Origin of the sequence: Pedobacter alluvionis (genome assembly GCF_003664035.1) — a bacterium.
Taxonomy (GTDB): Bacteria; Bacteroidota; Bacteroidia; order Sphingobacteriales; family Sphingobacteriaceae; genus Pedobacter; species Pedobacter alluvionis.
On record NZ_RCCK01000001.1, the window covers coordinates 1 to 25,657 of the forward strand.

17 protein-coding genes are annotated in these 25,657 nt (G+C 37.7%); 4 read left to right on the top strand and 13 right to left on the bottom strand.

Features of this window, described 5'->3' with window-relative positions; all coding sequences use genetic code 11:
- Positions 1-121: 121 nt before the first annotated feature.
- The 9 genes from BCL90_RS00005 to BCL90_RS00045 all read right to left on the bottom strand — a co-directional run bounded on the left by BCL90_RS00005 (position 122) and on the right by BCL90_RS00045 (position 10,444).
- Complete coding sequence (locus tag BCL90_RS00005; RefSeq protein WP_134380814.1) at positions 122-1,480, bottom strand: toxin-antitoxin system YwqK family antitoxin; 1,359 nt, start codon at positions 1,478-1,480, stop codon at positions 122-124.
- An 874-nt stretch (positions 1,481-2,354) separates the two neighbouring features.
- Positions 2,355-4,604, bottom strand: a complete 2,250-nt coding sequence (locus tag BCL90_RS00010; protein WP_121281930.1) for a tetratricopeptide repeat-containing sensor histidine kinase — start codon at positions 4,602-4,604, stop codon at positions 2,355-2,357.
- A gap of 427 nt (positions 4,605-5,031) precedes the next feature.
- Positions 5,032-5,913 (bottom strand): helix-turn-helix domain-containing protein, encoded by an 882-nt coding sequence (locus BCL90_RS00015; protein ID WP_121281931.1) that lies wholly within the window; start codon positions 5,911-5,913, stop codon positions 5,032-5,034.
- Positions 5,914-6,043: 130 nt separating this feature from the next.
- Positions 6,044-6,220: a hypothetical protein gene (locus BCL90_RS25475; protein ID WP_166792288.1), complete on the bottom strand. Its 177-nt coding sequence runs from the start codon at positions 6,218-6,220 to the stop codon at positions 6,044-6,046.
- Between the two features lie 188 nt (positions 6,221-6,408).
- The gene (locus BCL90_RS00025; protein ID WP_208647480.1) at positions 6,409-7,338 is read right to left on the bottom strand and encodes a hypothetical protein; all 930 of its coding nucleotides are present in this window, start codon (positions 7,336-7,338) and stop codon (positions 6,409-6,411) included.
- A 149-nt stretch (positions 7,339-7,487) separates the two neighbouring features.
- Positions 7,488-7,925 carry a Rid family detoxifying hydrolase gene (locus BCL90_RS00030; RefSeq protein WP_121281933.1) on the bottom strand — a complete coding sequence of 146 codons (438 nt, stop codon included), beginning with the start codon at positions 7,923-7,925 and terminating at the stop codon, positions 7,488-7,490.
- Positions 7,926-7,992: 67 nt separating this feature from the next.
- Entirely contained in the window at positions 7,993-8,904 is a 912-nt protein-coding gene (locus tag BCL90_RS00035) for an alpha/beta fold hydrolase (RefSeq protein ID WP_121281934.1), read from the bottom strand.
- Between the two features lie 135 nt (positions 8,905-9,039).
- A complete protein-coding gene (locus BCL90_RS00040; RefSeq protein WP_121281935.1) occupies positions 9,040-9,861 on the bottom strand; it encodes an alpha/beta fold hydrolase in 822 nt (273 codons plus the stop codon).
- Between the two features lie 112 nt (positions 9,862-9,973).
- Complete coding sequence (locus BCL90_RS00045; protein WP_121281936.1) at positions 9,974-10,444, bottom strand: Dps family protein; 471 nt, start codon at positions 10,442-10,444, stop codon at positions 9,974-9,976.
- 988 nt (positions 10,445-11,432) lie between these two features.
- Here BCL90_RS00045 and BCL90_RS00055 point away from each other — a divergent pair.
- A complete protein-coding gene (locus BCL90_RS00055; RefSeq protein ID WP_121281938.1) occupies positions 11,433-13,370 on the top strand; it encodes a sigma 54-interacting transcriptional regulator in 1,938 nt (645 codons plus the stop codon).
- 133 nt (positions 13,371-13,503) lie between these two features.
- Here the strand turns inward: BCL90_RS00055 and BCL90_RS00060 are convergent, their stop codons facing one another.
- From BCL90_RS00060 to BCL90_RS00070, 3 genes are all read right to left on the bottom strand, one after another.
- Positions 13,504-14,739 (bottom strand): condensation domain-containing protein, encoded by a 1,236-nt coding sequence (locus BCL90_RS00060; protein WP_121281939.1) that lies wholly within the window; start codon positions 14,737-14,739, stop codon positions 13,504-13,506.
- Positions 14,740-15,133: 394 nt separating this feature from the next.
- Positions 15,134-15,499: a CoA-binding protein gene (locus BCL90_RS00065; protein ID WP_121281940.1), complete on the bottom strand. Its 366-nt coding sequence runs from the start codon at positions 15,497-15,499 to the stop codon at positions 15,134-15,136.
- Between the two features lie 810 nt (positions 15,500-16,309).
- Complete coding sequence (locus tag BCL90_RS00070; protein WP_121281941.1) at positions 16,310-20,215, bottom strand: response regulator; 3,906 nt, start codon at positions 20,213-20,215, stop codon at positions 16,310-16,312.
- Positions 20,216-20,621: 406 nt separating this feature from the next.
- Here BCL90_RS00070 and BCL90_RS00075 point away from each other — a divergent pair, with 406 nt between their 5' ends.
- From BCL90_RS00075 to BCL90_RS00085, 3 genes are all read left to right on the top strand, one after another.
- Entirely contained in the window at positions 20,622-22,061 is a 1,440-nt protein-coding gene (locus tag BCL90_RS00075) for a PAS domain-containing sensor histidine kinase (RefSeq protein WP_134380808.1), read from the top strand.
- 293 nt (positions 22,062-22,354) lie between these two features.
- Complete coding sequence (locus BCL90_RS00080; protein ID WP_121281943.1) at positions 22,355-22,957, top strand: Crp/Fnr family transcriptional regulator; 603 nt, start codon at positions 22,355-22,357, stop codon at positions 22,955-22,957.
- An 89-nt stretch (positions 22,958-23,046) separates the two neighbouring features.
- Positions 23,047-23,817 carry a sterol desaturase family protein gene (locus tag BCL90_RS00085; protein ID WP_121281944.1) on the top strand — a complete coding sequence of 257 codons (771 nt, stop codon included), beginning with the start codon at positions 23,047-23,049 and terminating at the stop codon, positions 23,815-23,817.
- A 699-nt stretch (positions 23,818-24,516) separates the two neighbouring features.
- Here BCL90_RS00085 and BCL90_RS00095 read toward each other — a convergent pair.
- Positions 24,517-25,599 (bottom strand): TlpA family protein disulfide reductase, encoded by a 1,083-nt coding sequence (locus BCL90_RS00095; protein WP_121281946.1) that lies wholly within the window; start codon positions 25,597-25,599, stop codon positions 24,517-24,519.
- Positions 25,600-25,657: the final 58 nt, after the last annotated feature.

Below are 25,657 nucleotides of genomic sequence, written 5' to 3' on the forward strand. Positions count from 1 at the left end.
GAATCAAGGCAAGGAAAATGAGTATCAAAAAGTACATTTAGAACAACTCAGACTCTTTTAATACCTCGAGGCTTGCCTCGGGGTTATTTATTTCCAAGAATACTTTTACCTGTAGATTAAGCTAATTGGCAAGTTCAATAAGGATACCGCTTATGGTCCAGATGCTGCATGCAAGCCCAAATAACAAGCAGTATAATACAATGTCGATTTCCTTTCTCAGCTTGATCCGAAAGATGGCAACAAACATCAGCGGGCAGGTTGCCATAAAGATGAAAATAATGGTCGCCAGGGTCTCAAAGATATCAGGACTGTAATTTATGAGCAATATGTTCAAACCCAGGTAGGATAGCCAGACAAAAATTGGGGAAAGCAGGCACAATAGCCATTTCCAGTATCGTTTGATTACAAGTTGGTTAGGGGAGGTCTTGCGGTAGTTTTGGCGCAACAAGAGTATAATGCCAACCATGCACAGTGCCAGCATTCCGATTTTAATGTAGATATTCCTGATGCTGTCTGCCCGGGTATTGATGCCGTTTGAGGAAACCAGTTTACCATTCCGGAACTGCTCAACCCTGGTTCGCTCCCCATTCACAATGGTCTGCTTCATCACCGCATTGCTAGTGCTATCCCTAAAGGTCCAAATGGAGTCTTCAATGCCCATCTTATAAAAGCCTTCAATCATCAATTTACCGTTTTTTGTCCGGGTGAATCTGCCGTCAAGCCGCCCGCCCTTAAACCTTAAAGCATCTCTGCCCTGTGGGGTTTCTATGGTCAGCGCTGTGATTTTTCCCGGTGGCATCAAGCTCGTACTATCTGCTATCTGCCCCCGCGCATGGATATCGAGATCTTCCAGAGAACGGTTCTTGTTATAATCGTCGTCCATAACAGGCCGGCTGATGTACTTATGGTTGACCTTAACAACGAGCAACGAATCTTTCCTGTAAAATTCAAATTCATCATAAAGCTTCACATCCGGAGTTACAGCAGATCGTAAAAGCACGTACTGGGGATGGTCAAAAGATTGGAGATACGGCCTCTGGCTGGTAGCGCAGAAGGAGAAAATGGTAACGATGGCGATAAACGCCGTGGCCAGCCGCGGCAATAGAGATTTGCCCAATGCGGGCTGAGGTCTGCCTTTGAGATGCAACCAGCCGAGCAACAACACCGGTAAGGCCAGCAAATCGGTAGGATCAACAGTACGCTGGAGGGGAAAGAAAGTATTCACCAATTCAATCAGTCCGGAAGCATATTCACTTTTCCAGAAAACGAACAGTATGCCGCTTAGGATAAAGATCCAGGATTTAAATTTGGGAAAGAGTGCACACCAAAAAACAGGGAAAATGAACAGTCCACAAAAATCAGACAGTTTGCCGGTAAGCACATTATGAAAGGTATCTTTCAGCAGGAAGTCGTTGAGGATCAGGAGCACGAGGCAAAAGATGAAAATCGGCGACAAGAGATTTTTTAAACGGTCATACATGCTTACTGAAGTTGGTATCTCTATTAATACGGATTAAGCCGTTTGGTAACCTAATAAACAGCAAATCTATCAGGGAAAATTGCCTTTAAAACATTTTTAAAAATTAATTAGCCACGGAAGCACAGAAATCACGGAGGAGATTAAAGTTTTTCCGTGTTTTTCGTGCTTCCGTGGCAAACATAATGCTTAGGCATGCGCAGAAAGAGTGAAGAATTATTAGAGGAAAGTTAAAAGCAATTTCCCTGGCAAATCTATCATGCAAATATGTTTTAGGCCTGTTGCAACCATTTCTCTATACCCTTGTGATATTATAGCTAGCACTAGCTATAAATTTAGAAATCCATGTTCGAATATCAAACCTGCAAAATTCTTGTATATTCGGTTATTAACTCCTTATTAATTTTGTTAGATACCGCGGAGTTACCTATAGTTTTATGACAGCACCGTTTCTGAAGAAAATAACATTGTTTTTTGTAATCAGTATAATTTCAATACCGGGAATTATAGTTTCCTCCTTAATTATGATAAACCAAAATGGAATGAATGAAAGACTGCAGGGTTGGGTAAACTTATTCTGGCTACCGTTACCTGTTTTGATCATAATTATTGACAGAATTTGTATACAAAAATTCGAAACGAAAAATGTGAACAGAATCCAGTTCTACATTTTGGGAACGTTAACGTTTCTTTTTATCATTAATTTGATTAGACTGCAGCTACAATAAGAAAATTATCATCACACTTACGTTTTTATCCGCTACGGTAAATAGGAGCGAAGCATAGATCTTTTATCGAAGCCCACGCCAGTGCTAAAGGGATGGACCTATTTAATGGTTTGAGAACGGGCAACCTGCTTGTAAATGGTTTGTATCATTTACTGATTGTAGGGGAATTCAATGTCTATAAGTAGTCCACTCTCATTTTTTATCAACAGCTTAGCATCCAAATCTGTACTAAAACCTTGTATCAGCTTCATCCCTAATGATTTAAAACCTAAATCCTCAAAATCATCTGAAATCCCGACGCCATTATCCATGATGGACATCCTTATGTGGTCTTGACCGGAACATTTAAAAGATACAGAGATTAAACCGCTTTCCTTGCCTGCAAATGCATGCTTTATGGAGTTAGTAATGGCCTCATTCAGTATCAGCCCTAAAGGAACTGCCTGAGAAGTATCCAGGTCGATTGCTTCCAGATCCAAACTGAATTGGATCCGTCGGTCCATATCGAAGGTGCTTTGAAAATATTCTACCAATTCCTGTATATAAACAGACATGTTTACCGACATGACATTTTCTGACTGATAAAGTTTTTTGTGGATGAGCGACATAGAATGTATCCTGTTTTGGCTCTCTTTAAGTGCAGATATCACTGCCGGATCTTTAAGATGGTGGGATTGTACTTTTAACAAGCTCATTACCATTTGAAGATTGTTCTTTACGCGGTGGTGTATTTCTTTGAGCAGCCATTCTTTTTCAACCACTAATTTTTGGAGAGCCACATTTTTCTGATTGATCTCTCCTTTTTGAGATTCCAGTATCCGGTTGGTTTTATGTTTAAGCCTGTAACCCGCAAACAATAGAGCAATTATAAGAAGGAACAGGGCCATACTGCCAAACCCGATATTCTTTAAAAGGTTTGCTTTAGACAGTTTGGTTTTTTGGAGTTCACCCTGTTTTCTCAGCAGTTTGTTTTGTTGTTCTTTAAGCACAAGGTCTTTGTCTTTTTTTTCTGTTTCAAACTTAATTTGCAGTTCTGCAATTTGCTTGTTCTTTTCCTGGCTGAAAAGTGAATCCTTGTATGTTTGCTGTAATTTATATTCCTGGATGGCCGATAAAAATTTAGACTCAATTGAATCAAGCTGGAATAATGTCATGTGTATTTCCTGAAGTCTTTTCTTGTCTTTGTTTTTTTCGCTTATCTTTTTGTAGTTTGCTACATAATTGCGTGCTTTGCTATATTGGGCTGATTTGATCAGATATCTTATAATTGAAGGATATAATATCAGGTTAGTATTATTGCCTGATTGTTGTTCTTTTAACTTCTTTATTGCCTCATCGTTGTATTTTTTGGCAGATTTAAAGTCAGATACTTCTGTATATACTCTTAGCGCTCTTGAGATTAACAAAATACGGGATGGTTCGTCCATTTTATCGATATCCTTTTCTAATTTTTTTAGGTAGAGAATCGCTTCTTTATCCTTATTTAAATTGATGAACGTTTGAATAATATTGGTAAGAATCATGGTGTTTAGTTCCGTCTCATTAAATCTTGCTGATATGCGGTAGGCTCTTTGAAAATACTCGTTCGATCTTTTAATATCCTGTAACTGGTTGTAGGTAATTGCAACATAATTATAGATTTCGGCAGCTGAAACAGAAGTATCATTATTGCTTTCTAAAAGTTTAACAGCCTGGAGGCTATTTTCTAACGACTCTTTGTAAGCCCCCATTTGTAAGTAAGCCATTCCTAAAAGCGAATATACACGCTGGGTTTTCTTGTAATTGCATTCACGGTAAAGCGCCAGGCTGTACTTGAAGTTCGTTTTTGCGGCTTCCATATTTCCAAGCCCCATTTTTAAGTAGGCAATTTCGACCAATGCATTCGCCTGTTCCAGTTTTTTTCCAGAGTGTTCGTATAATGTATATGCTTTTTGGGCAAGCGAGATACTTACACTGATATCCTCCTGAGTACCTCTTGCTTTTACAAGAGCCATATAAGATCGCGCTATGTTGTTTCCATCTTTCAGTTTAGAAAACAGATCTACTGCTTGCTGCGCAAATTGGATGGCCTTATTGGCCGCGCCAGTGTTAATATAAATTTTACTACTCAGCAGGTACGATTCTCCAATCCCAATTTTGTAATTTATAGCTTCGCTAAGGCTTGCCGCTCTTTGTGCATAATAGAAAGCACTATCAATGGATTTTAAATAGATATGTTGATTGGATATTGAATAGTGATATTCTCCCAATTCTAATAACGCTTTAATTTTTTGTTGGGCTGTTTTTGCGTTCAACAAGTTGTCGTGTCTTTTAACACTGGTTGCCTGTTTGTTATTTTGAGCCCGGATTGGGAAAATTAGGAACAAAAGGGATGTAACAATCAGGGTAATTTTAAGCATCTTGAGAGTTTTGTGTTAGACAACCGATAGTTAGAACAATTTGAGGGCAAATCATTAGTAAATAAGAGTAAAACTACAAATAAAAAGCAAGTAGAATTAATAAATAAGCGTATTTAGGATTTAAAAAGAGGGAATATTTTTAACAAAGAGAGGTCAGCGTCTAAAATTGCTGAGAATCAGGCGCAAAATGGTGGTAGTAAGAATTTTAAATTAACCTTATCCTTTCAATTTGCCATACTGTTTTATGGAATTAAGTTAATCCTGTCATAAACAGTATGGGAAGCCTACAGGAAATTGAAGCGAATTACACATCCAGCCGAATCCTGATCATGAGGTAACTATTGGATATAAATAAAAGTGTAAACAACAGAGCATCCACAAACAGTAAAATTGATACTTTATTGCTCAGGGAAGTTAGATCATGTTGTTAAGAGGTTAAGTTATGCGTTTCAGTTTCCTGGTGGCTAAGATATTTGCTCTTGAACTTAGAAGGTGTCTCGCCGGTTTTTATATAAAAAAGCCTGCTGAAATATGCCGGGTCATCATAGCCCAATTCGTAAGCTATTTCTTTAGCACTTTTAGGCGTATGAACCAAAAGCCTTTTAGCCTCTAAAATAATCCTGCTTTTAATGATTTCATTAGGCTGAGGCAGGTTTAAACGCTTAAATTTATGGGTTAAAGTTTTTGGCGCTATAGCTAACATATCGGCATAGTCTGCAACGGTGTGTTTTGTCTTGTAATTTGCGTCAACCAATCGGGTAAAGCGCCTAAAAAATTCGATGTCGTTATGTTCCTGGGCGATCACTACATCCAGGTGCTGTAGTTTCCATAGCCTTGTCGACTTTATAAAAAGCTGTTTAAGATAGGTACGCAGCATTTCTTCCTGTGAATGGTCTTTCAGGTTAAATTCATCTTCTATCTGCAAAAACAAATTATCGATAAATGCAGATTCCTGTGCGGGTACGACCGTCATGGGCATATTGTGAATATTATTGAACAGTAGCCCATCGCAGGCTACCTCTTCATCATGAATCTGGATGCAATAAAAATCCTGGTTATAAAATATAAGATATCCCGGCTCATTGGATAGTGACTCAATGCTTAGTACCTGATTAGGGCTGATGAAAAAAAGTGAAGGGCCGGCTGTGTCATACACCTCAAAATCTACTTTAATTTTATAACCTTTAGTAACATATAGTACCTTTATATACAATTTATATTTATCAGAATTTATAAGTTCCAGGCTTTCACCATCTATCTGCACCATACCTATTTTTTTTAGGCTTACATCAAAAATATGTTGTTTCATTTCAACTTGGGTATTAAAGAGGCTGTATCATAAATACGAAATGTCATCCTGAGGGTTAATTATTTGTTTAAAATCAATATGAGTGATGAACAATTGATTTCTTTTGCCATACACCACGGTCTTGCCTCGGCTACCGATGAAAAATCGGTACATGTCCGCCGCCGCCGAAGGGCTCTTTCTTTTTGGCATCAAAAAGACCAGCGTAGCTAGCTTGAATGCCATTAAAAATATAAACACACATGAAAAAACAAAAACTGCCGGCTGAAAATTTATTCATTGGTTGTTTATAACTTTCAGCTGTATTCATGAGGGCTTCGCCGTTTTCTTTTGAAGCCAGTTGTGTGGCTAGAACAGTGCAGCCCGAAAAATTTGTTAGGCCGGATCTAAGTAGAACGGGGATACCGTACTCTGGCCTAGCTGGATGGAAATTCGATAGCAATTACCGGCAGGCAGTAAAGTCATATTGTTGCTGATATTTTTCCCGAAATCTAAAACTCACAATTTGTATGGTGTATAAAACATTGCCAGCAAACTTTGCCTGTTTATTACCTGTTTGTTTATAAAAGGCTCATAAACAAATACATTGACACCATTTTTATTTACCAGTATTCTATAAGGCTGGCCCATCTTTTGGGTTAAGTGATAAATAGTTAGTATTTCTGCAAGGTCTTCATGCCATGAGGCCATACTGTATAAAGAAGCAAACGGTGTTTCCTTAAGTGCTTCATAAACTTTTTGGGCAGATGAAATTAGTACTGGCTTACCACTTCTAAAACGGGTAGTTTCTAACAATGCACTGGTCGCTTTTTCTTTAGGTTTATTGATTTTACTCCAGATATCTGCTGTGAAAGGAGTGGGAGCCACTAATGCATCAAAGTCGTCAGGGTGTGGCGTGATGTTTAAAACTGCATCTACAACATGGGTAGCTTCATGAAGTAAAATATACACCATGGCATCCAGTTTACCGGCCTCGATAGTAACCTGATAGTCATTGTTTTCAGGTTGAACATAACAGGAGTTCTCTTTCCATGTTGCCCACTCAGAAATGGTTTGGTTTAAGATTTCAGCCCGAAAAGTTATATTAAACATTTTTTCAGGGCCGGTAGTTTCTACGGGCGATGTAAGTGCGGTATTGGGCATATTATCCATAAAACTGACACTAGACAAATGTTCTTTTAAAATCTTTTGATGTAAGGGCGGCAGGAAAGAAAATGCTTTATTCAGCTTTTCTTTTTCACTCACTGTTAGTATATGGTTAACAGGCTTCATGCCGGCTTCACGAAACTTCCTGAAAACACTTTCCGGAGCGGGTTGGGTACGTTCGGTTAATGCTTTACCCAGTAAACCGTTTACCTGTTGCGCATAGATGCCCGTTGTTGCTAACAACAGGCAAAACATTAGGCATATTGAATTTTTTTTTATCATTTTTTATCCATTTCAGCATTAAGCCACAAATATGTACACCTTGATCAGCTAATTTCTAACGACTTAATTTTCTCCCCATCAAATTCGAAAAAAGGTCTGATTTTTATAATTTAATGTATTGAAATTATCTTTATAACCCTAAGCGACTGTTATTTTTTAACAGCAATGCATTCTATTTCAATAACTGCATTCCTTGGCAATGACACCACTTCTATGGTACTTCGGGCTGGAAAGTGATTTTTAAAATAGCTACCGTATATTTTATTCACAACATCGAACTGTTTCATATCGCTGATGAAAATAGTTGTTTTGGTAATGTGGTCTAAGTCGGAGTGGTTGTCTTGAAGAATGGCCTTTAAATTCTCGAAAATCTGGAGGGTCTGCTCCTGGATTCCTGCTCTCATTGTATTTGATTTCGGATCTATTCCAATCTGGCCTGAAATAAATATTAAATCGCCATAACTTGTAGAATGGCTGTATGGGCCAATAGGTGTTGGCAAATTAGCATGTTTTACAGTTGTTATTTCTTTTGAACTGCCACAAGAAGACAAAACAATCAAAAATATAAGGGATGCAATTTTATTCATATTAAACCAGTAATTAGTTATTAAAAGGGGATAATCGTTTTTTAGACTAACCCCCTTTTAAAGATTTTTATTTTTTAATAAAATTCAGTAATTCAGCGTTGAATTTGTCTAATTCTTCGATGAATAAGGCATGGCCACTTTTTTCCAAAGGCACCAAGGTAGATTTTGGCAGCAATTTGTGCATTTGCTCCGCCAATTCATAAGAACAAATTTTGTCTAATTTACCGTGTAGGATAAGGGTTGGAATTTTGATCTTTTTCAAGTCATCACGCAGATCGGTATCTCTTAAAGTTTTCAAACCTTCAGCCATTGCGTAAGGGGATGCCTGTGCCTGGATTGTTCCCAACCAAGCTCCATATCCAGGAGATACGCTGGTTGCATTTGCCGGGAATATCTGTCCGAAATTCTCTAAAAGTTGCGGCCTGTTCGTATTGTTCAATTGAATTAACCCGTCAACATCAGCTTTACTCCAGTAACCATAATTAAAATCAGCTCTTTTAGTCCAGATAGGTGCCGCTGCTCCAAATAAAGCCAGTTTAGAAATGTGGGCTGCATTATATTTGGCTGCATAGTGAATTACTGTTGCACCTCCCATTGAGAAACCACCCAGGGTTGCATTTTCAATTTTGAGCTTGTCCAGAACAACTTTGATATCGTCTGCAAAAACATCGTAGTTGTATTTTCCTCCCGGTTTGTCAGATAGTCCAAACCCTCTTAAACTGATCCCGATTACGCGGTATCCTTTTTCAACAAAATAAGCATATTGGTATTCATACATGGCATCGCTCAATGGCCATCCGTGGATTAAAACTATCGGTTGCCCTTCTCCAAGGTCAGTTATGTGAAGTTTTACATTTTTTTCTACTTCAATATACTCTTCCCTTCCGAAAGAAGCCGGTGTTCTTTTTGTTTGTGCAATTGACTGGCTGTTGATTAATAGAGCAGTAAACAGTCCCAGTGATAAGATTAAATTCTTCATTTTGTTAATTTTAAAGATGTTATTTGTTGGTTTAAATTATAGTGTTAACTGATGTTATAAAGTTGTTTTAATTTGGCAAGGCTTATCGTGTATTGCTTTACCTTTGAATTGCACTTTTTTCCTTTTCTTAATTTATCAGGCTTGAACAAATTCTAAAATGTCTTTGTTGATAACATCTGCATCAGTAGTAGGCATCCCGTGTGAAAGTCCTTTATAAATAATAAGTTTGCCATTTTTTAAAAGTTCTGCCGCTTTTACTGCAGTTGTTGCGTAAGGAACAATTTGATCGTCATCACCGTGAAGAACCAATACAGGTATTTCTACACTTTTAAGATCTTCTGTAAAGTCTGTTTCAGAGAACACTTTGATACAATCATAATGTGCTTTTATCCCGCCCATCATTCCCTGTCTCCACCAGTTGTCCTGAATTCCTTTTTTTACATTGGCACCTTCTCTGTTATAGCCATAAAATGGAACAGTGAGGTCATGGTAAAATTGCTGTCTGTTGTTTAAGGTATTGAAGCTGATATCATCAAATACTGATAAGGGCACTCCTTCTGGATTTCTGTCATCTGCAATCATGTAAGGTGTAATGGCACTGATCAGCACTACTTTTGCTACCCTGTTCTTACCATATTGGGCGGCATAGCGGATTGCTTCGCCTCCTCCTGTAGAATGCCCAACATGGATGGCATCTTTTAAGTCCAGGAATTCAGTCAATTCGGCCACATCTGATGCATAAGTATCCATGTCATTCCCTCTGTATGTTTGGGTAGATCTGCCGTGGCCGCGTCTGTCGTGGGCTATTACCCGGTATCCCTGGTTTAAGAAAAACATCATCTGTGCATCCCAATCATCTGATGACAGTGGCCAGCCGTGATGAAAGAAGATTGGTTGTCCTTCTCCTAAGTCTTTGAAATAAATTTCTGTTCCGTCTTTTAATGTAAATTTGTTCATGGTTTTATTTTTAGTGTTATAGTTAAATTTGATATAGCAAAGTTGTTCAAATCTGAGAAGGCTTACAATGGATACTTTTCTCTTTAAATTGTACTTTTTTCCCTTGATGATTTTATTTCAGCAGTGATCTTAAAAACCAGGCCATCTTTTCATGGTCTTTCATCAGGCCTGTAATGAAGTCGCTTGTTCCAGGATCATCATAATCATTTGCGAAGATGTTTATGTTTCTTCTTAACTGAATGATGATAATTTCATGATCGGCCAGCAATGCATTGATGAGGGATTGACTGTCATATTTTGAAATTGGTTCTGCTAATTGTGTCAATTCCAGATAGGATTTTAATGATGCGGGAGTGTAATGACCTAATGTTCTGATACGCTCTGCGATATTGTCTATAAATTCATCAATCTGATTTGCCTGTGCTTCAAAAAAATTATGTTTTTCATAAAAATCGATTCCTTCAACATTCCAATGCGCCTTTTTGGTCTTAGTAAAAAGGACAAATTCATCTGCCAGTATTTTTGAAAGTTCATTTGTAATGTGTTTCCTGTTTTTTTCTGTAATTCCAATATTTATTGTCATGCTTAGTTGTTTTTGTTAATTTGATAATGCAAAGTTGTAGTAATTAAAAACCTGCAACAATGGATTCTTTTCTCCTTGAATTGCAATTTTTCCCTTTGTTAAGTTTTGTTTTATTTCGGTAGTGGTCTTAAAAAAAACAAAAATCTTTTTATGGTTTTTTCATCAGGCCTTTAATAAACTCGTCTTTGTAATCATTTGTAAAAATGTTTATGCTCTTTCTTAAATCAATAATTGATAGCTATACTCTTAAATTGCATCGGTTAATGTCCTTCAGTTTATTAATATATTGGCAGGCCTCGCTAATGCCTGAAAATTAATTGTTCATTTTTTAATTTTTTTAGGTTATTAGATCGTTGGCATTTAAACAATTATCAAACCTGTTTCTTAACTATTTGAAAATCAATGTATTTTTATTTTCATCTTTTAAGTTTTGCGATATATCGCTAATAAAACAGCGAAATTTCATAAACTTTAGGGCTTAAAAGGGGGGGATTAACAGTTGTAAACGACTTATAGATACCGATTAAAAAACTTCGGGCAGGATATGGTCGCCTGACTCATATTGTTTTTGATTAACTTTTAATTTATAAGCCCAATTTCAGGTTATGATACGTTATGGCTTTCTTGAATTCGGAGATTTTATGGATGCAATCAGAAAAAATTGGCGCAATTTCCGTGAATTGCTTTTCTAACTTATTACGGTATCCGGTAGTTTGGGGGAAATTGGCCGCAAACTTCCAATTTCGTAAATTTTTTAATACCATTATTTTTAGCCTGTTATGGACTTTTGGATATAAATTGCCTTTTTTTTGTGTTATCATGAAAATGAAACTGGAGTAATACCTGGAATTTGTAGTCCAATAATGATGCAGCGAATTTTGGTGACGGGAAAAAATATATTACAAAAGAAATTTATATTTGGAACAGCGCAGGTATCACTTTTAGGTATCATACTCAGATTTTAATTAACATCTTAAACGCACCTACAATGGCATTAAAAGTTCTAATAGTTGAAGACCAGTTTATTGAGGCCAATAATCTGGAAATTATGCTTGAAGAAGCAGGCTATTTAGTGTGCGGTATGGCGAAATCTGTTCAGGAAGCGATAAAGATTATTGACGCTAGAACTCCCGACCTGGCACTTGTAGATATTCAACTTAAAGGAGGCTTGTCAGGTATAGATTTAGCCGTCATTCTAAAGCAGCGGAATATACCTTTTATCTATGTATCAGCCAATTCTGACCATGCTACCCTGATAAAGGCCAAGGCTACACAGCCTTACGGATTTATAGTGAAACCATTCAGGGAAAGGGATTTGATCGTAACGCTTGAAATAGCACAATACCGACATGAAAACAGCCTTGATGCTGCCTTAATAAGAGAAGATAAATTTCGGAAGTCACTACAGGATATTGTCAAGATGGAGGGATCTGTCACAGATAAAATGCACCAAATTTCCAAAACCATGCAGGCAATACTCCCATACGACTATTTGGCCATTTGCATAGATAAGGGTAGGGAAGCAATCAACCTGATGAGTTATTTACGTGCCGGTTTTGAAGAATATCAATTTATTGGCCTGGAGGAATTTCAGGTTATTACAAAAACCAATTTTGTTGAATTATATGTAATGCAGTACGCCGGAGAAGGCACAGAGCGATCTTTTTTTATCTGCGATGACTTTAAAAATATGCTGGGTAAATTTAAGTTAAGGAAGCAAATTGCAGATAAATTTATGGTCAATTCCCTTTTAACATACCCTCTGGATTGTAGTGGCTATACAAATATTCATTTATATTTCTACAGCCGCCGGACGGATGCCTATAGTTCCGATCAGGTTGCATTATTGGACAGGCTAAATGCAAGCATATCTTTTGCTATTTGCCAGGTTCTGGGACTCGATATCCAGCATACTCCATATACCACTGCACATCATAAAAAGCTTACGGGCAAGAACACGAATACGGCACCGGTTTTTGAAGGCATAGTAGGTAAAAGCCATTTACTGCTAAATGTATTTGATCATATTACACAGGTGGCTCCCGCAGATACAGCGGTGTTAATTTTAGGCGAAAGCGGCACCGGAAAGGAGCGAGTCGCCCATAGCATACATGCATCGTCTGGGCGTAAGGAAGGGCCCTTTGTAAAAGTTAACTGTGCAGCCCTGCCCTCAAGCCTTATAGAATCAGAACTTTTCGGACACGAAAAAGGTGCCTTTACCGGAGCTGTAAACAAACATGTCGGAAAATTTGAGCGCGCTCACCAGGGAACTATTTTCCTGGATGAGATTGGTGATATGCCTTATGAGCTCCAGGCCAAATTGCTACGGGTTTTACAGGAAAAAGAAATTGAACGGATAGCAGGTAATGCACCAATTAAGATAGATGTAAGGGTAATTGCAGCAACTAACCACAATCTGGAGAAGGAGGTTGCCGCTGGTCGGTTTAGGCTCGATTTATATTACAGGCTAAATGTTTTTCCCATTACACTCCCTTCTCTAAGAGAAAGGAAAGACGACATCCCGTTATTGATAGACCATTTTATATCTGGTTTTAATATCAGGTTAGGAAAAAATGTTACGGGTATTTCTGCTCGTGGGTTAAAGGATGCGATGGAGTATAACTGGCCTGGGAATATACGGGAACTTGAAAACCTGGTAGAAAGGGCTGTACTTGTTTCGCAGGCAAATCATATAAAAAGACTTGCCATTCCTGTGTCAGGTAATGCTGAGACGGTTGCGGATGAATCAAGTGCTAACGGATTCAAATCTATCGTACAGAACGAGCGCGATCATATTTTAAATGCGCTTAAAAAGTGTAAGGGGAAGGTATGGGGAGCGGGAGGTGCCGCCGAACTTTTAAATCTTCCGCCGTCCACTCTAAATTCTAAAATTAGGAAGCTTGGCATCAGGCGTGATTTTACATAACATCTGTTTACCGGAAACGATATATCATCAAAAACCACTTACTGAACTATCAAGGTAAATTCCTGCATTTAATAAAGTATAAAAAACACCATTCAATACTATTTTTGTGCATTGAATGGTGTTTTACAGTTAATTAGGCAATACTTTCTGCGTGCTCATGGCATGCTTTTAAAAGTATATTTTCCATTTCCTTTAATATACCCGGTATTGGGTTGTCACTCGTATTGGTAAGGCAAAGCTGTCCATTGCTGCTTATTGCGCCGATTGTTTGCTCCTTACCTTTGCCTGAGCGCACCATTGGACCATAAACCGATTTCAGCCTGAGCTTTCCGAAGTTGGTATCATATTTTACCTTTACCAGGTTAGTAACCATAATATCATGGTTAAAAGCTTGTTTTAATATATCAATCATCTGTTGGATATCAGTACTGTTAAAGGTTAGTTCCCTAAAAAAGCCGATATAATTCTGTACATGCGCTGCGGTATCAGTTCCGGCGAGGCCTGATTTTGCCAGTCTGGCGACATCCCAAAAATAAGGGTCAAGTTCAGGCTCAAAATAAACCGGATGCGTGGTGATGTTTAACCCGAAGTTATCATCTAACTCAAGTGCCCTCCTGGTACAGATAGGAGAGATCAGTTCGAGTTTTTTGTTTGCCCACTCACTGTGCAGCTTTCTGCCCGCAATTACTGCCGCAGCACAAATTGCACCGTGCACGGTTGTTTGTTCTAACCGTGATTTTTCCAGTATTCGTAAAGTGCTCGCTTCGGAAAATCTTATGCGCTCTACCTTCGGATAAACCGGGTTTATCTTTTTAAACACATAACCTGCACTTTTAGTTTCGGTAATGGCTACATCATCAGGCAAGCCTAAAGTTTCGTCGTTAGATTTTTGCGGAGCCAGTATTTCCAGTTTTTGGCCGGTTACTGCATTTAACATGTCCCTGAAAAGGTAATTGAGCGAAGAACCATCTACTAATGTATGGTTTGCCACCAGTATCACTACCGTATCCTGAGGTTTCTGAAGTATCAATACTCTTAACAACGGACCCTTGCTGGTGTCAAATCGTATTGATAGTTCTTTTTCAACCTCTTGTTCCCATTTAAAATCGTTGTCTACATCCAGTACCCTCAGCGGAATTTCTAGCGAGTCGACGTGCTCTATAGCAGGTCGATTAAACTCGTCCATAACAATCCTTACCGAAAGGTTAGGATGCCTTTGTTGTACTTGTCTAATAGCTGATTGCCATGCCACAGCCGTTTCTTTGCCTTCTACCTCTGCAGCGAGGGCAAAGTCTTTAGAATCGATTTGATCCAGTAACCAAAATGTTTTTTCGAATGCACCCAGGGTGCGGTTTTGTTTCTTCGTCATTTTAATGATTTTTAATTTGTACTAAGCTTAGGAGAAACCCTGTACCTGCTGTTGAAAATGTTCAACATGACAGAACTTCATCCCACAATGCAAAGTTCAGAAATCATCAAACCCTTAAAAATGGATATAAGGCGGTTACTGTAGTACATTTTTCCTTTAAGATTTACTTTTACAGTAGTTTACAAATGCGGGCATCTGAAAAATAATCATAATCATAGCGATCAGGAACAGGAGACAATTAAATTATTGAAAATTAAACATCAGTGAAAAAGTTATAAAAAAAGCAGCACTTCCATTAAAATGAAAAATGCTGCTTTTACTATTATATCAAAATCTTAAAGCTGGCAGGCGCGCTTTAGTACATCTAATTAAATGCTGGCGATGCCAATTTTAATTAATATTGGCCTAATGATAGTAAAACTAACGTGCAGGCATTTTCTGTTGCTATGCCATGGGCGTTAGCCAGCTTCTTAAGTTCTTCATTTTCTGTACCTGGATTAAAAATAATACGTTGAGGATTTGTTTTAATAATATAATCGTATAACGGTTGCTGTTTTGACGGGCCAATATACAGCGTAATCGTGTGAACATCTGTATATATTTCTCCGGGCATTTCAATTTCAACGCCGGCTACATTTCCTGTTCTTAAACCTACGTTAATAATAGTATGTCCGGAATTGGATAGACGGATAGCCGCTACATAAGAATATCGGGTGGAGTCTGTTGTGACGCCCAGTATTAATGTTTTTCTTTTGATCATAATTATATATTTTTAATTGTCGCAGTTCTATACCTAATATGTTAGCATACAAAATTGAGTATTAACGAGCTGTATCGAAATAGACAAATGGACAAGATTATGGTATATATTTCCTTAATACATTATTATGAAGTTGCCATTAAAAGGGATTCTTACAATATAACCTCATGCGGTGGTTTAAAGATTATCTATTGTTTAACAGCGATCTGATAATATTAAAACATCAAATTTGCGAGATGCATTAGATTTCATCTTACACCAAGCCACACTTAAAAGTCCTGTACCAAGCTATATAAACTTATAGTCGATAGTATAACAGACTGAATAATATGTATTTAAGTTTGAGTTGTTCTATATCACTGTTAGTATTAATTATGAGAATCCAAGGTCCAGGTTGATATTTAACCAGAAAATATACTTTAAATGGTGTTTAGGGAATAGGAGCGAAGGGTAGAGAAACATAGCCTTGTGAAGTATTTAGCTTTTATGTGTTCTGCAATGGCCAAAGTAAGTTTATTATGTAATTTTTATAACTTATTCAAGTACTCGAAAATAAGTTATTTGCAGATGCAAAACTTCAATCTGTTTGATTATTAATTTTCATACTCTTAAAGACAAAAAGTATAAGAGCCTGTTTAAAAATTAAATAAAATTAATTTGTATGTCAGTCTGAGCGTAGTCGAAGACCATTTCAGCGCATTAATAAAAGAAATTCATTAAGCTATCATTTACAGCCTCCAAAAAATTCGTCATCGGATAGCTATCGGATGCGAAGAGGCACGACGAAGCAATCTATGATCCTGTGATTTATTATATTAAATCCTTAATTAATTGTAGTCCTGTCTTTATTTCATGTATGATTTCATACTCCATAGCATTATACTCCATGTTTTCTTCAATGCGTTTCTCCCAACTGGCAGTTTGTTCTGTAAGCATGATTAAGCCAGCAGTTCCGGCAGTTCCTCTCAGCTTGTGAAGAATTCTCTTTAGCTCTTCGGTATTTTTTTCTTTTACCGCTAATTTTATATTTTCTTCTGCCTGGATAAGCCCTTGTACCACTAAGTTCAAAAATACTTTTTTGAAATCATCATCATCACCCATCTGCTCGTTCAGAAGATTTATATCCAAATAGGTCTCTGGTTGTGGTGGGTTTTCTGACAATGTCTGAACGCCAGTGCCAATATGTTTTTTCAACATTTCCAAAAGATCGTTTTGTCTGAGAGGCTTGGGCAGGAAATCATTCATTCCCGAATCCAAACATTTTTCTTTTTCACCAAGTACATTTCCTGCTGTAACCCCAATAATAGGAATTGTGGAGTATTCCGGTAACAGCCGGATTTGCTTCGTGGCTTCTATGCCGTCCATTACAGGCATTTGTACGTCCATCAACAGCAGATCAAAAAGCTGGTTCCGGCATTGTTCCAAAGCCTGCAAACCGTCGGTTGCTTCTGCTAACCTTACATCGGGAATCAATGATTTCATCATCCTGTTATTCAGAACCATATTCACCGGATTATCATCAACAAGCAAGACAAGAGGCGAAGTCATGAGCAGGGAAGGTTCCTCTGTCTGCAATCGTTTGTGGGCAACTGCCTCTTTTTCTGAACTTTTTATTGCCCGCCTTAAGGTTTTGTACAGTTCTTCAGACTTAATAGGTTTAAGCAGAAAATAGGAGTTTTCTTCCTTCTTGAAAGAATTGATCACGTCATGTTCTTCAGAAGAGGTGTGAAGGATAACAAGAGGTGAGACTTCATTTCGCTGGTTAAATAGCTGCTTTATTTTCTCGATTGTTTCCAACCCTGATATAAGCGGCATGTGGTAATCTATCAGAATAATATCAAAACGCTCACCGGCTAAAAGCATCTGAAGAGCTTCCATTCCGTTGGCAGCCAGTGTAGAATCTATATTCCTGTAAGCAAGCATGTGCTGAAGAATAACCCTGTTTGCTTCGTTATCGTCAACAATAAGCACCTTGTTGATTTTTAGTGTTTCGTCTTCGCTTTGATCAGAAACTTCATAAGGAATCTGAATATCAAAATAGAAAACAGAACCTTTCCCTAGTTCACTTATCAAAGTAAGATTACTTCCCATATATTTCAAAATGTTATTTGAAATGGTAAGTCCGAGACCGGTTCCTCCATATTGTTTACTGATAGAACTGTTTTCCTGAGTAAAAGCATTAAAGATATGCTGCTGTTTTTCTACAGGAATACCAATTCCTGTATCTCTTACTGAGAATCGTAATATTATATTTTTATCGTCTGTATTCAGTTTTTCCACTTTAAGCTCTATCTCGCCCTGTGCTGTAAATTTCACGGCATTCCCGAGAAGATTGATCAAAATCTGCTTTAATCGTGTTTCATCAAGCCAGATTGTTTTAGGTAATCCCGGTTCAATATTTAAAAGAAGTTCGATATTTTTTTTCTGAGACTGATAAAGAACCACATTGATGACCTGACTCACCATGTCATAAACATCGGCTTTTTCGACCAGGAGCTCCATTTTCCCTGATTCAATTTTAGAGAAATCAAGAATATCATTAATAATATTCAGCAGGTTTTCGCCTGACTCATTAATATAATTGAGATACTGTGTTTGTACCTCATTTAATGGTGTTTGAAGCAAAAGATCAGAAAACCCGATTACCCCGTTCAGCGGCGTTCTTATCTCATGGCTCATATTGGCTAAAAATTCAGACTTGGTTTTGTTGGCAATATCTGCCATCTGTTTTGCTTTTTTTAGCTCCTCATTAATTTTTACAGACTCCGTAATGTTTTGCGCAGAAATAATCACTCCACCCGTAACCTCATCTGACAGATACCAGGGGCTTACCACAATATTATAATGCTGTATTCCTTCTTTATGAGGAACTTCTAAAGCCATGTCGCTATTGATGTAGGCTTTACCACCGAGTGCATCTTTATATATTTTCTTCCTTTCATCCGGTACATTGGGTGAAACAGTAAACATATTTTTTCCTATAAGATCTGTATCATGCATCTGGAACTCATTTTTCCAGCTGCTGCTTACCGAAAGATAGTTGAGATCTTTATCGAACATTGCTACTGCGGTAGGAACATAAGTTACAAATGACTGTAGCATGGCTTCTTGCGTAGCCAGTTCCATATAAATATTTTTGAAGGTATCAATATCCTGGATGATTCCGAACATTTTTGTACAGACACCATCTTCAAATTCTGGTATTCCCTTCACCCTCACCCATATCATCACTCCATCATTACGTATAAGCTGAAATTCTTCATCATACGGTATTCCTTCTTTCACAGCCCGCTCAAATAATGATTCTACTTTTTTTCTGCTTTCTGTACTGTAAAATCCTAATGCATTTTCAAAATCAGGCTGAAATGCCTGGTCTATTTTATGTATTTCTTTAGTAGATTGCGACCAGAAAACGGTATTGGTTTTAAGATTGACTTCCCAACCTCCGACCTGTGCTACCGCACTTGTCTGTTCTAATATTTTCTTAGTATACAGCAGATCTTTTTCAAGAGACATTCTTTCTGTAACATTTAAAGCTGTACTTACAACGTATGGCATTCCCTGTGGGTCAGTTTCTACCAGATTATGATACATCCAGATCATTTCTTCTCCTTCCTTAGATTTCAGGATCATAGTTCCGAGATCTTCTTTATTGCCATTGATTCTTTCAAGATACCGTGCAAGTAAAGGCCAGTTCTTTTCGGGAACGAGGTCTTTTAAATTCAGTTTTTTGACTTCTTCTGCCGAATATTGAAGTGTTTTTCTTCCTTTTTCATTAACTGAAAGTATATTTCCCTGCATATCATGCATGCTCATTAAGCCAATCGCATTTTCAAAAAAGCTTCTAAAGCGGCGTTCTGAACTTTCAAGTTTTTGTTTTTCTTCTATCTGTTGGGTAATATTGATACCGAAGCAGAAAATCTCAGAATTGTTCTGGTTCTGTTTTAAAGACCACTCTACTATAATTGCTGAACCATCACTGATTTTTGTGGAAGTAGAAAATGTAACTTCCTCCTGAACATCGGGCAGCTTTTTTATGAGCAGTTGCAGTTCATTATTATGTTCACCTAAAACGTTTAAAAAATTCTGACCGGGAGTTTTTGTTTTATTAAACCTGAAAACCTTTTCAAAGACAGGATTAACATCCTTGAGCGTAAAGTTGTTATCCAGAACACAAATCAGATTATTGGAAATATTGAAGATTTGCTGAAAGTATTCAGCTTCAATCTCTTTCCTTTTTCCCGTCAGCAGATTGGTAACAGCACCTCCAATTTTTTGCAGAGCAGTCACTTGCTTTTGTGTCAATGTTTTAGGTTCATAGTCAATAACGCATAGGGTTCCTAATACAAATCCTTCATCATCTATTAAAGGGATTCCTGCATAAAAGCGAATTCCTCCTGCTAATATCAGGGGATTCTCGAATGATCTTTCGTCTGCTAATGTATCATTGATAATTACAACATCACCACTTGCAATCGTATATTGACATAAAGTGCTTTTTCTGTCTACAGAATCAAAATCAAGGCCTATGCAACTTTGGATCACCTGCGTTTCGCTCTCCATCATAGCGATAAGAGAAGCGGGACAATCGGCGATAAGTGCAGCTGTTTCTGCAAAAATATCTAACTGTGGATCTTTTTTCAGCTGTAAAAGGTCAAAAAACCTGAGCTTATTAATTCGTCCGTCTTCGTTAGCAGGAACAGGGTATTTATCCATATAGCAGCGTATTCTTTTAGAAATGATATTGGTTTTCTTCAGGGCTTGAAAATTTAATTATTTATAACTAATAATTGATGATATAAATAAAAATCCAAATTACAAATTATTTACACTTAACGGTAACGCTTTATTCCAGTAGTAACTCCATGCTTTGATTGTTCATAATCGCTGTACTTCGGAGACGATAGTATTGATTCAATTTCAGCATACAACAATTATTTCATGTTCCTTTTCTGATCTTCAAATTCAAATTTTGTGGTGTGGTCATTTTGCAGAATGCGCTTAATTAAAGCATCCTATCAGAAATAAATTTATTGTTGGGGGCTGGTGAGAGGAAGCTTAAAGATTGTTGTTAAACATATTTGGACTTAAAGTGTTATCACTTTATCAGCTGAAAATTGTTATGCAGGAAAATAAAGAGCGAAATAATTTTGAGAAGAGGTTCAAAGAATGTGATGAAAAGTTCAACACATTCTTTGAACTTACCAGTGTAGCCTCAAAGATTATACAGTCAGACCTGACCATTTTAAAGGTCAATAAGGCCCTTTGCGATATGTTGGATTATCCACCCGAGGAACTCGAAGGAACCAAAATTCTGGATCACGCCTGTGAAGAATATATCTCACATTGGCATCATCTCCAGGAAATGATATGGACTAAGCAGGTACCTTTCTTCAAGCTGAAGGCCTGTCTGTACCGAAAAGACCACACCCGCGTGTGGGTTGATGTGACTACGATACTCTATAACGACCAGGGAGAAACTTTCGGCTTTACGGTTCTGGACGATATTTCCAGTTTCAAACGACTTGAAGAGAGCCAGAAACGTTTAAACCTTGCCCTCAGGTATACCAGCACAGCTATCTGGGAACTTGATCTGGACACACACGAAGTTTTTCGTTCCCGCGACCATGATGAGATTTTTGGATATGCACAGAGGCAGGAGCATTGGAGTTTGGAAAGCTACTACGAGCATATATCAGCAAATGATCTTCCGGCTTTCAAGGAGGCACTATCGAATATTGAAGCAGAAGGTGGCCTGGACGTGCAGGTTAGGTTGAACAGGTCAGATGGCATCCTTCAATGGCTGAATATAAAAGGTAAAACTGAGGCTGGCAAAGATGGGAAGGCTGTGAAACTGATCGGTGTTATTAACGACATCACCAAGGACAAAATCATTGAAAGGCACAAAGACGATTTCATCAGTATTGCCAGCCATGAGCTGAAGACACCGGTGACGAGCTTAAAAGGATCGGTGCAAATGTTGCAACGGGATGCGAATAGGCAATCTGAGCGTACCAGGAGGTTGATTATACAGGCTAGCAAGGGCATAAACCGTATTTCACTGATCATAGACGATTTGCTCAATGCCGGTAAAAATTATCGTGACCAGATAGAACTACGGAAAACTAACTTTAACCTGTTTGAGCTGGTCAGAGAAATAGTCGACCTGTTTGCTTTCAATGACCTACCGATAGTAACTATAACAGGCAAAGAAGATATCATGGTTTATGCCGACTCAGAGCGGATCGGCCGGGTGCTTACTAACCTGATCAGTAATGCAGTTAAATATGCTCCTGGCACCACAGAGATAAGGGTTGAGCTTATTGATAATGAAACCCAGGTTAAAATTTCCGTTATCGATAATGGCCCCGGGATTGTTGCCGAAAAGATTCCCTTACTGTTCAACCGGTACTATCAGGCCGATGAGCAACAGCATCAATTCTCCGGGCTAGGCCTTGGATTGTTTATTTCAGCTAATATTGTTAATAAACATGGAGGAGAAATCGGTGTTGACAGTGTGCCTGACGAGCGTACTATTTTTTGGTTCACCCTGCCTAAATAAGCTTTGTACTCAAAGTTTTTAATGGTTCTACAAACGCCAATACCTGAATGATAATATTGCCTGCTATAGAAGATATGGATAGGTTTACAGGTTAATCAGTCAGAAGCTGTTGCTCTCAGCAGTTATACAGATTTTCTATTTTCTCCATATAATGAGGATCTTTTTTAATCTTTATCAGATTTTTTTTCAATGGAATGGCCGTGTTTTCCATTTCCTTTATTGAAGATAGTTTTTGCAGGCTTGCCGGATATTTTTAAATTAGCAATTGCTCATCGGCATTTTTTGTATTTAATATGGGAACATCAATTGATACCTTACAGGAATTATTGTTTGATTTAGCAGGCGTACTGCCGGCCGATACTGCACCATTATTTGCCATGACGACTATGGTATCGCTGGAAACCAATGAAACCTACATCCGCGAAGGAGAAAACAGCCGTCGGCTGGCATTTATTGAACAAGGCGTAATCCGGACATACACCATTAAGGAAAATGGAGATGAAGCTACACTTCTCCTGCGCTGGGAGGGCCAGTTTATTGCCTCACATGATACCATTATTAACCGCCAGCCTTCACGGTTTATTTACCGTGCTCTGGAACCTGTAAAGTTGCTTCAGATTGATTATGATGTTTTGGAAGAAATTTTGAAAACCCACCCGGAATATGAACCGCTCCGCAACTTTTTCCTGATGAAAATGCTTGCAGAATCTTTAAAAATGCTGGAATCCTTTGTAACGCAGTCGCCGGAAGAGCGTTATCGGGAACTACTCTCCAACCGTTTTGACCTGGTAAACCGTGTGCCTGATAAATATATCGCATCCATGCTCGGTATCACCCCGGTGTCTTTAAGCCGAATTCGCAAAAGGATGTATACTAAAAGGAAAACAATAATATAAATTATCCTTTGTTAAGCCCCTAAATTATCTTTTGTTAACAGCGGACGATCTATCTGTTTTATACTTTTGAAGTATAAAACAAAATAGATATGGAAAAGATAATAGAAGCCACCATTAGTATTTTTAGTATTTCGGCTATCCGGTATTTCGTGCTTGCCGGAGTTCCTTTTGCACTATTTTATCTGCTTATGCCTGCTAAGCTTGGTAAATTTAAAATTCAGCAAAAACCAGCCACAAAAAAAGATTTCATCCGTGAAGTATGGCATTCCATGCAGAGTACACTCGTATTTTCAATCATCGCAGTTGCGTTGGTTTTCACGCCTCTGTATCAATATACCCGAATCTACGCAAACATCAATGAATTCCCAATATGGTATATGGGTGTTGCGCTGTTTCTTAGCCTGATTATACATGATACTTATTTTTATTGGATGCACCGGTTGTTACACCATAAAAAATTGTTCAAACTTACCCATCTGGTCCATCATAAGAGTACTAATCCCTCACCATGGACATCCTATAGTTTTCATATACTGGAAGCCATCACAGAGGGACTTGTTTTAGTGCCAATTGTAATCCTGGTGCCGATGCATCCTTTAACGATATTACTCTTTACCGTAACTGGCTTCATCATTAATGTGTACGGACATCTGGGCTATGAAATTATGCCTAAATGGTTCCGCTTTACCTGGGCATTTGAAATTCTGAATACTTCGGTACACCACAACCTGCATCACAGTAAATTCAAGGGGAATTACGGCTTGTATTTCAGAATCTGGGACCGGATGATGGGCACCGAACATTCAGATTATGTAAAGGAATATGACCGCTTGCAGGATCAGCGTTTTAATCAAAAGTAGAAAGAAGAAAATAATTACAGGGTTCGGGCAGTGTGAAAATACGATAGCTACTTTTTTTTCCAGGGTGGAGCGCTGCAAAGCCGGGCTTAATATCTATTTACAAATATTTATTAATCAAAAAAAATGAATCACCATTTATACTGCTGTTATGACTTATGCAATACCCTTGATTTAATTTGTGGGATTGCTTCTGAAAATTCTTGTAAGCTAACTGGCTTTGCCAGAAAAATGGACTTTCGAGGATTTATCTGCGGATGTGAAAACAGCATGCCAGGGCTAATGAATACCACCAGACCGATATGTTGAACTTGGCCAGCGAGATCTATACCCGAAATATATGGCATGTTTATCCTGAACTTATAGCTATTCATCATGTACAAAATTGTTGGGAGGGGGGCAAATAATGTTTTTGGTATTGGCACCGGATTGACCACCAAAATTGGGGAAGAACCAACTTTTAGCGAAATCACCAAATAAATAGGTACAAAAAATCAGTTGTTAACTTATCAATTGAAGCATCATTCTTTTGATGCGGATAATTGATGATTGCTTTATCAATTAATGCAGTGATATCGTTATCCTTTAATTCCCTGAAGTTTTCACGAAAATCATCTTTAACCTTGTTAATCAATCATGGCCAAATGCCTCTCATTCTGATTACAAATTGATGGAGAGGGGCAGGTAAGTTGGTTTGTGTATTTAATTATCATCAAACTTTTCTTTCAGCAATTTGGCAAGATCATCAATGCTAATATCCCTTTTGATTACGTTGCTGTCAGAATCAAGCAAAAATGTAGTTGGAAAGTTTTTAATTAGTAGTTTTTTCGTTATTGTTCCATTTTCATCTAAAAAATGAGTCCAATCAAGTCCATAATCTATAATTCTTTTCTGCAAAAGTCCTCTTTCACTTGCCTTGTCTGTTGATATACTTACAATGTTAAAGCCTTTTGACCTATACTTATCTTGCAGTTTTTTTAATTCAACGTATGCTTCTAAACAAGGTTTACATCTGCTAAACCAGAAATCAACCAAAGTGAGTTTTGCAATAGGAATTGATAATCGTTTTTCGACATATGCAGTATCCATAACCATCGGTGATGGAAATACCACTCCCTCTTTTATGGCAATTACGTTAAATTCATCACGGAGCTTATGCCATATCTCTCCTTTTTTTATTTTGTCTGAGAATGAGTAAAGGGTTTTTTCCCGTAATGTTGAATGACCGAATCGTGTGAATCTATTTACAAGTTCCCATAGCGCAACATATGAATTGGGATATTTTTTCACATATAAGTATACCAATGAGTCAAATTGTAATTGCTTACCTTCTTCAATTACTTCCATATCCCGTTTTACACAGCTGTAAGTTCCGATTTTTTGGAAAATAAATGGAATAAATATTTTTTGATATTCTGCATTAGTTGATCCATCAACCGAAACACATTCTGTGTTTTTCAAATCCGATTTAATTATTTTTGTGCTATTGTCAAGAAAATAACGGCCAGCCCTCCATATCATTTTATTTTTATCGCTTGACAGGACCATTCTAAACATTACCGGCTCCTTAAATGAACTCTTAACCTTATATTTTCCAAACAACACTTCGGAGCGTATGTTTTTCATTTCATAGTACTGTTCACTAATCTGACCTCCGAAAAAAATCACGGTATCTGTTTTAACACTGCTATCAATAATTTCTCCGTTGATATAACCAACATTACCTTGACTATATACAGATATGTTGGCAAGAAGCAGAATGGTAAAAAAGAATAATTTTCTCATTGTTGATTCTTAATGTGATTTCGATAGTTATAAACTATCGAAATCAAGGATACTAATT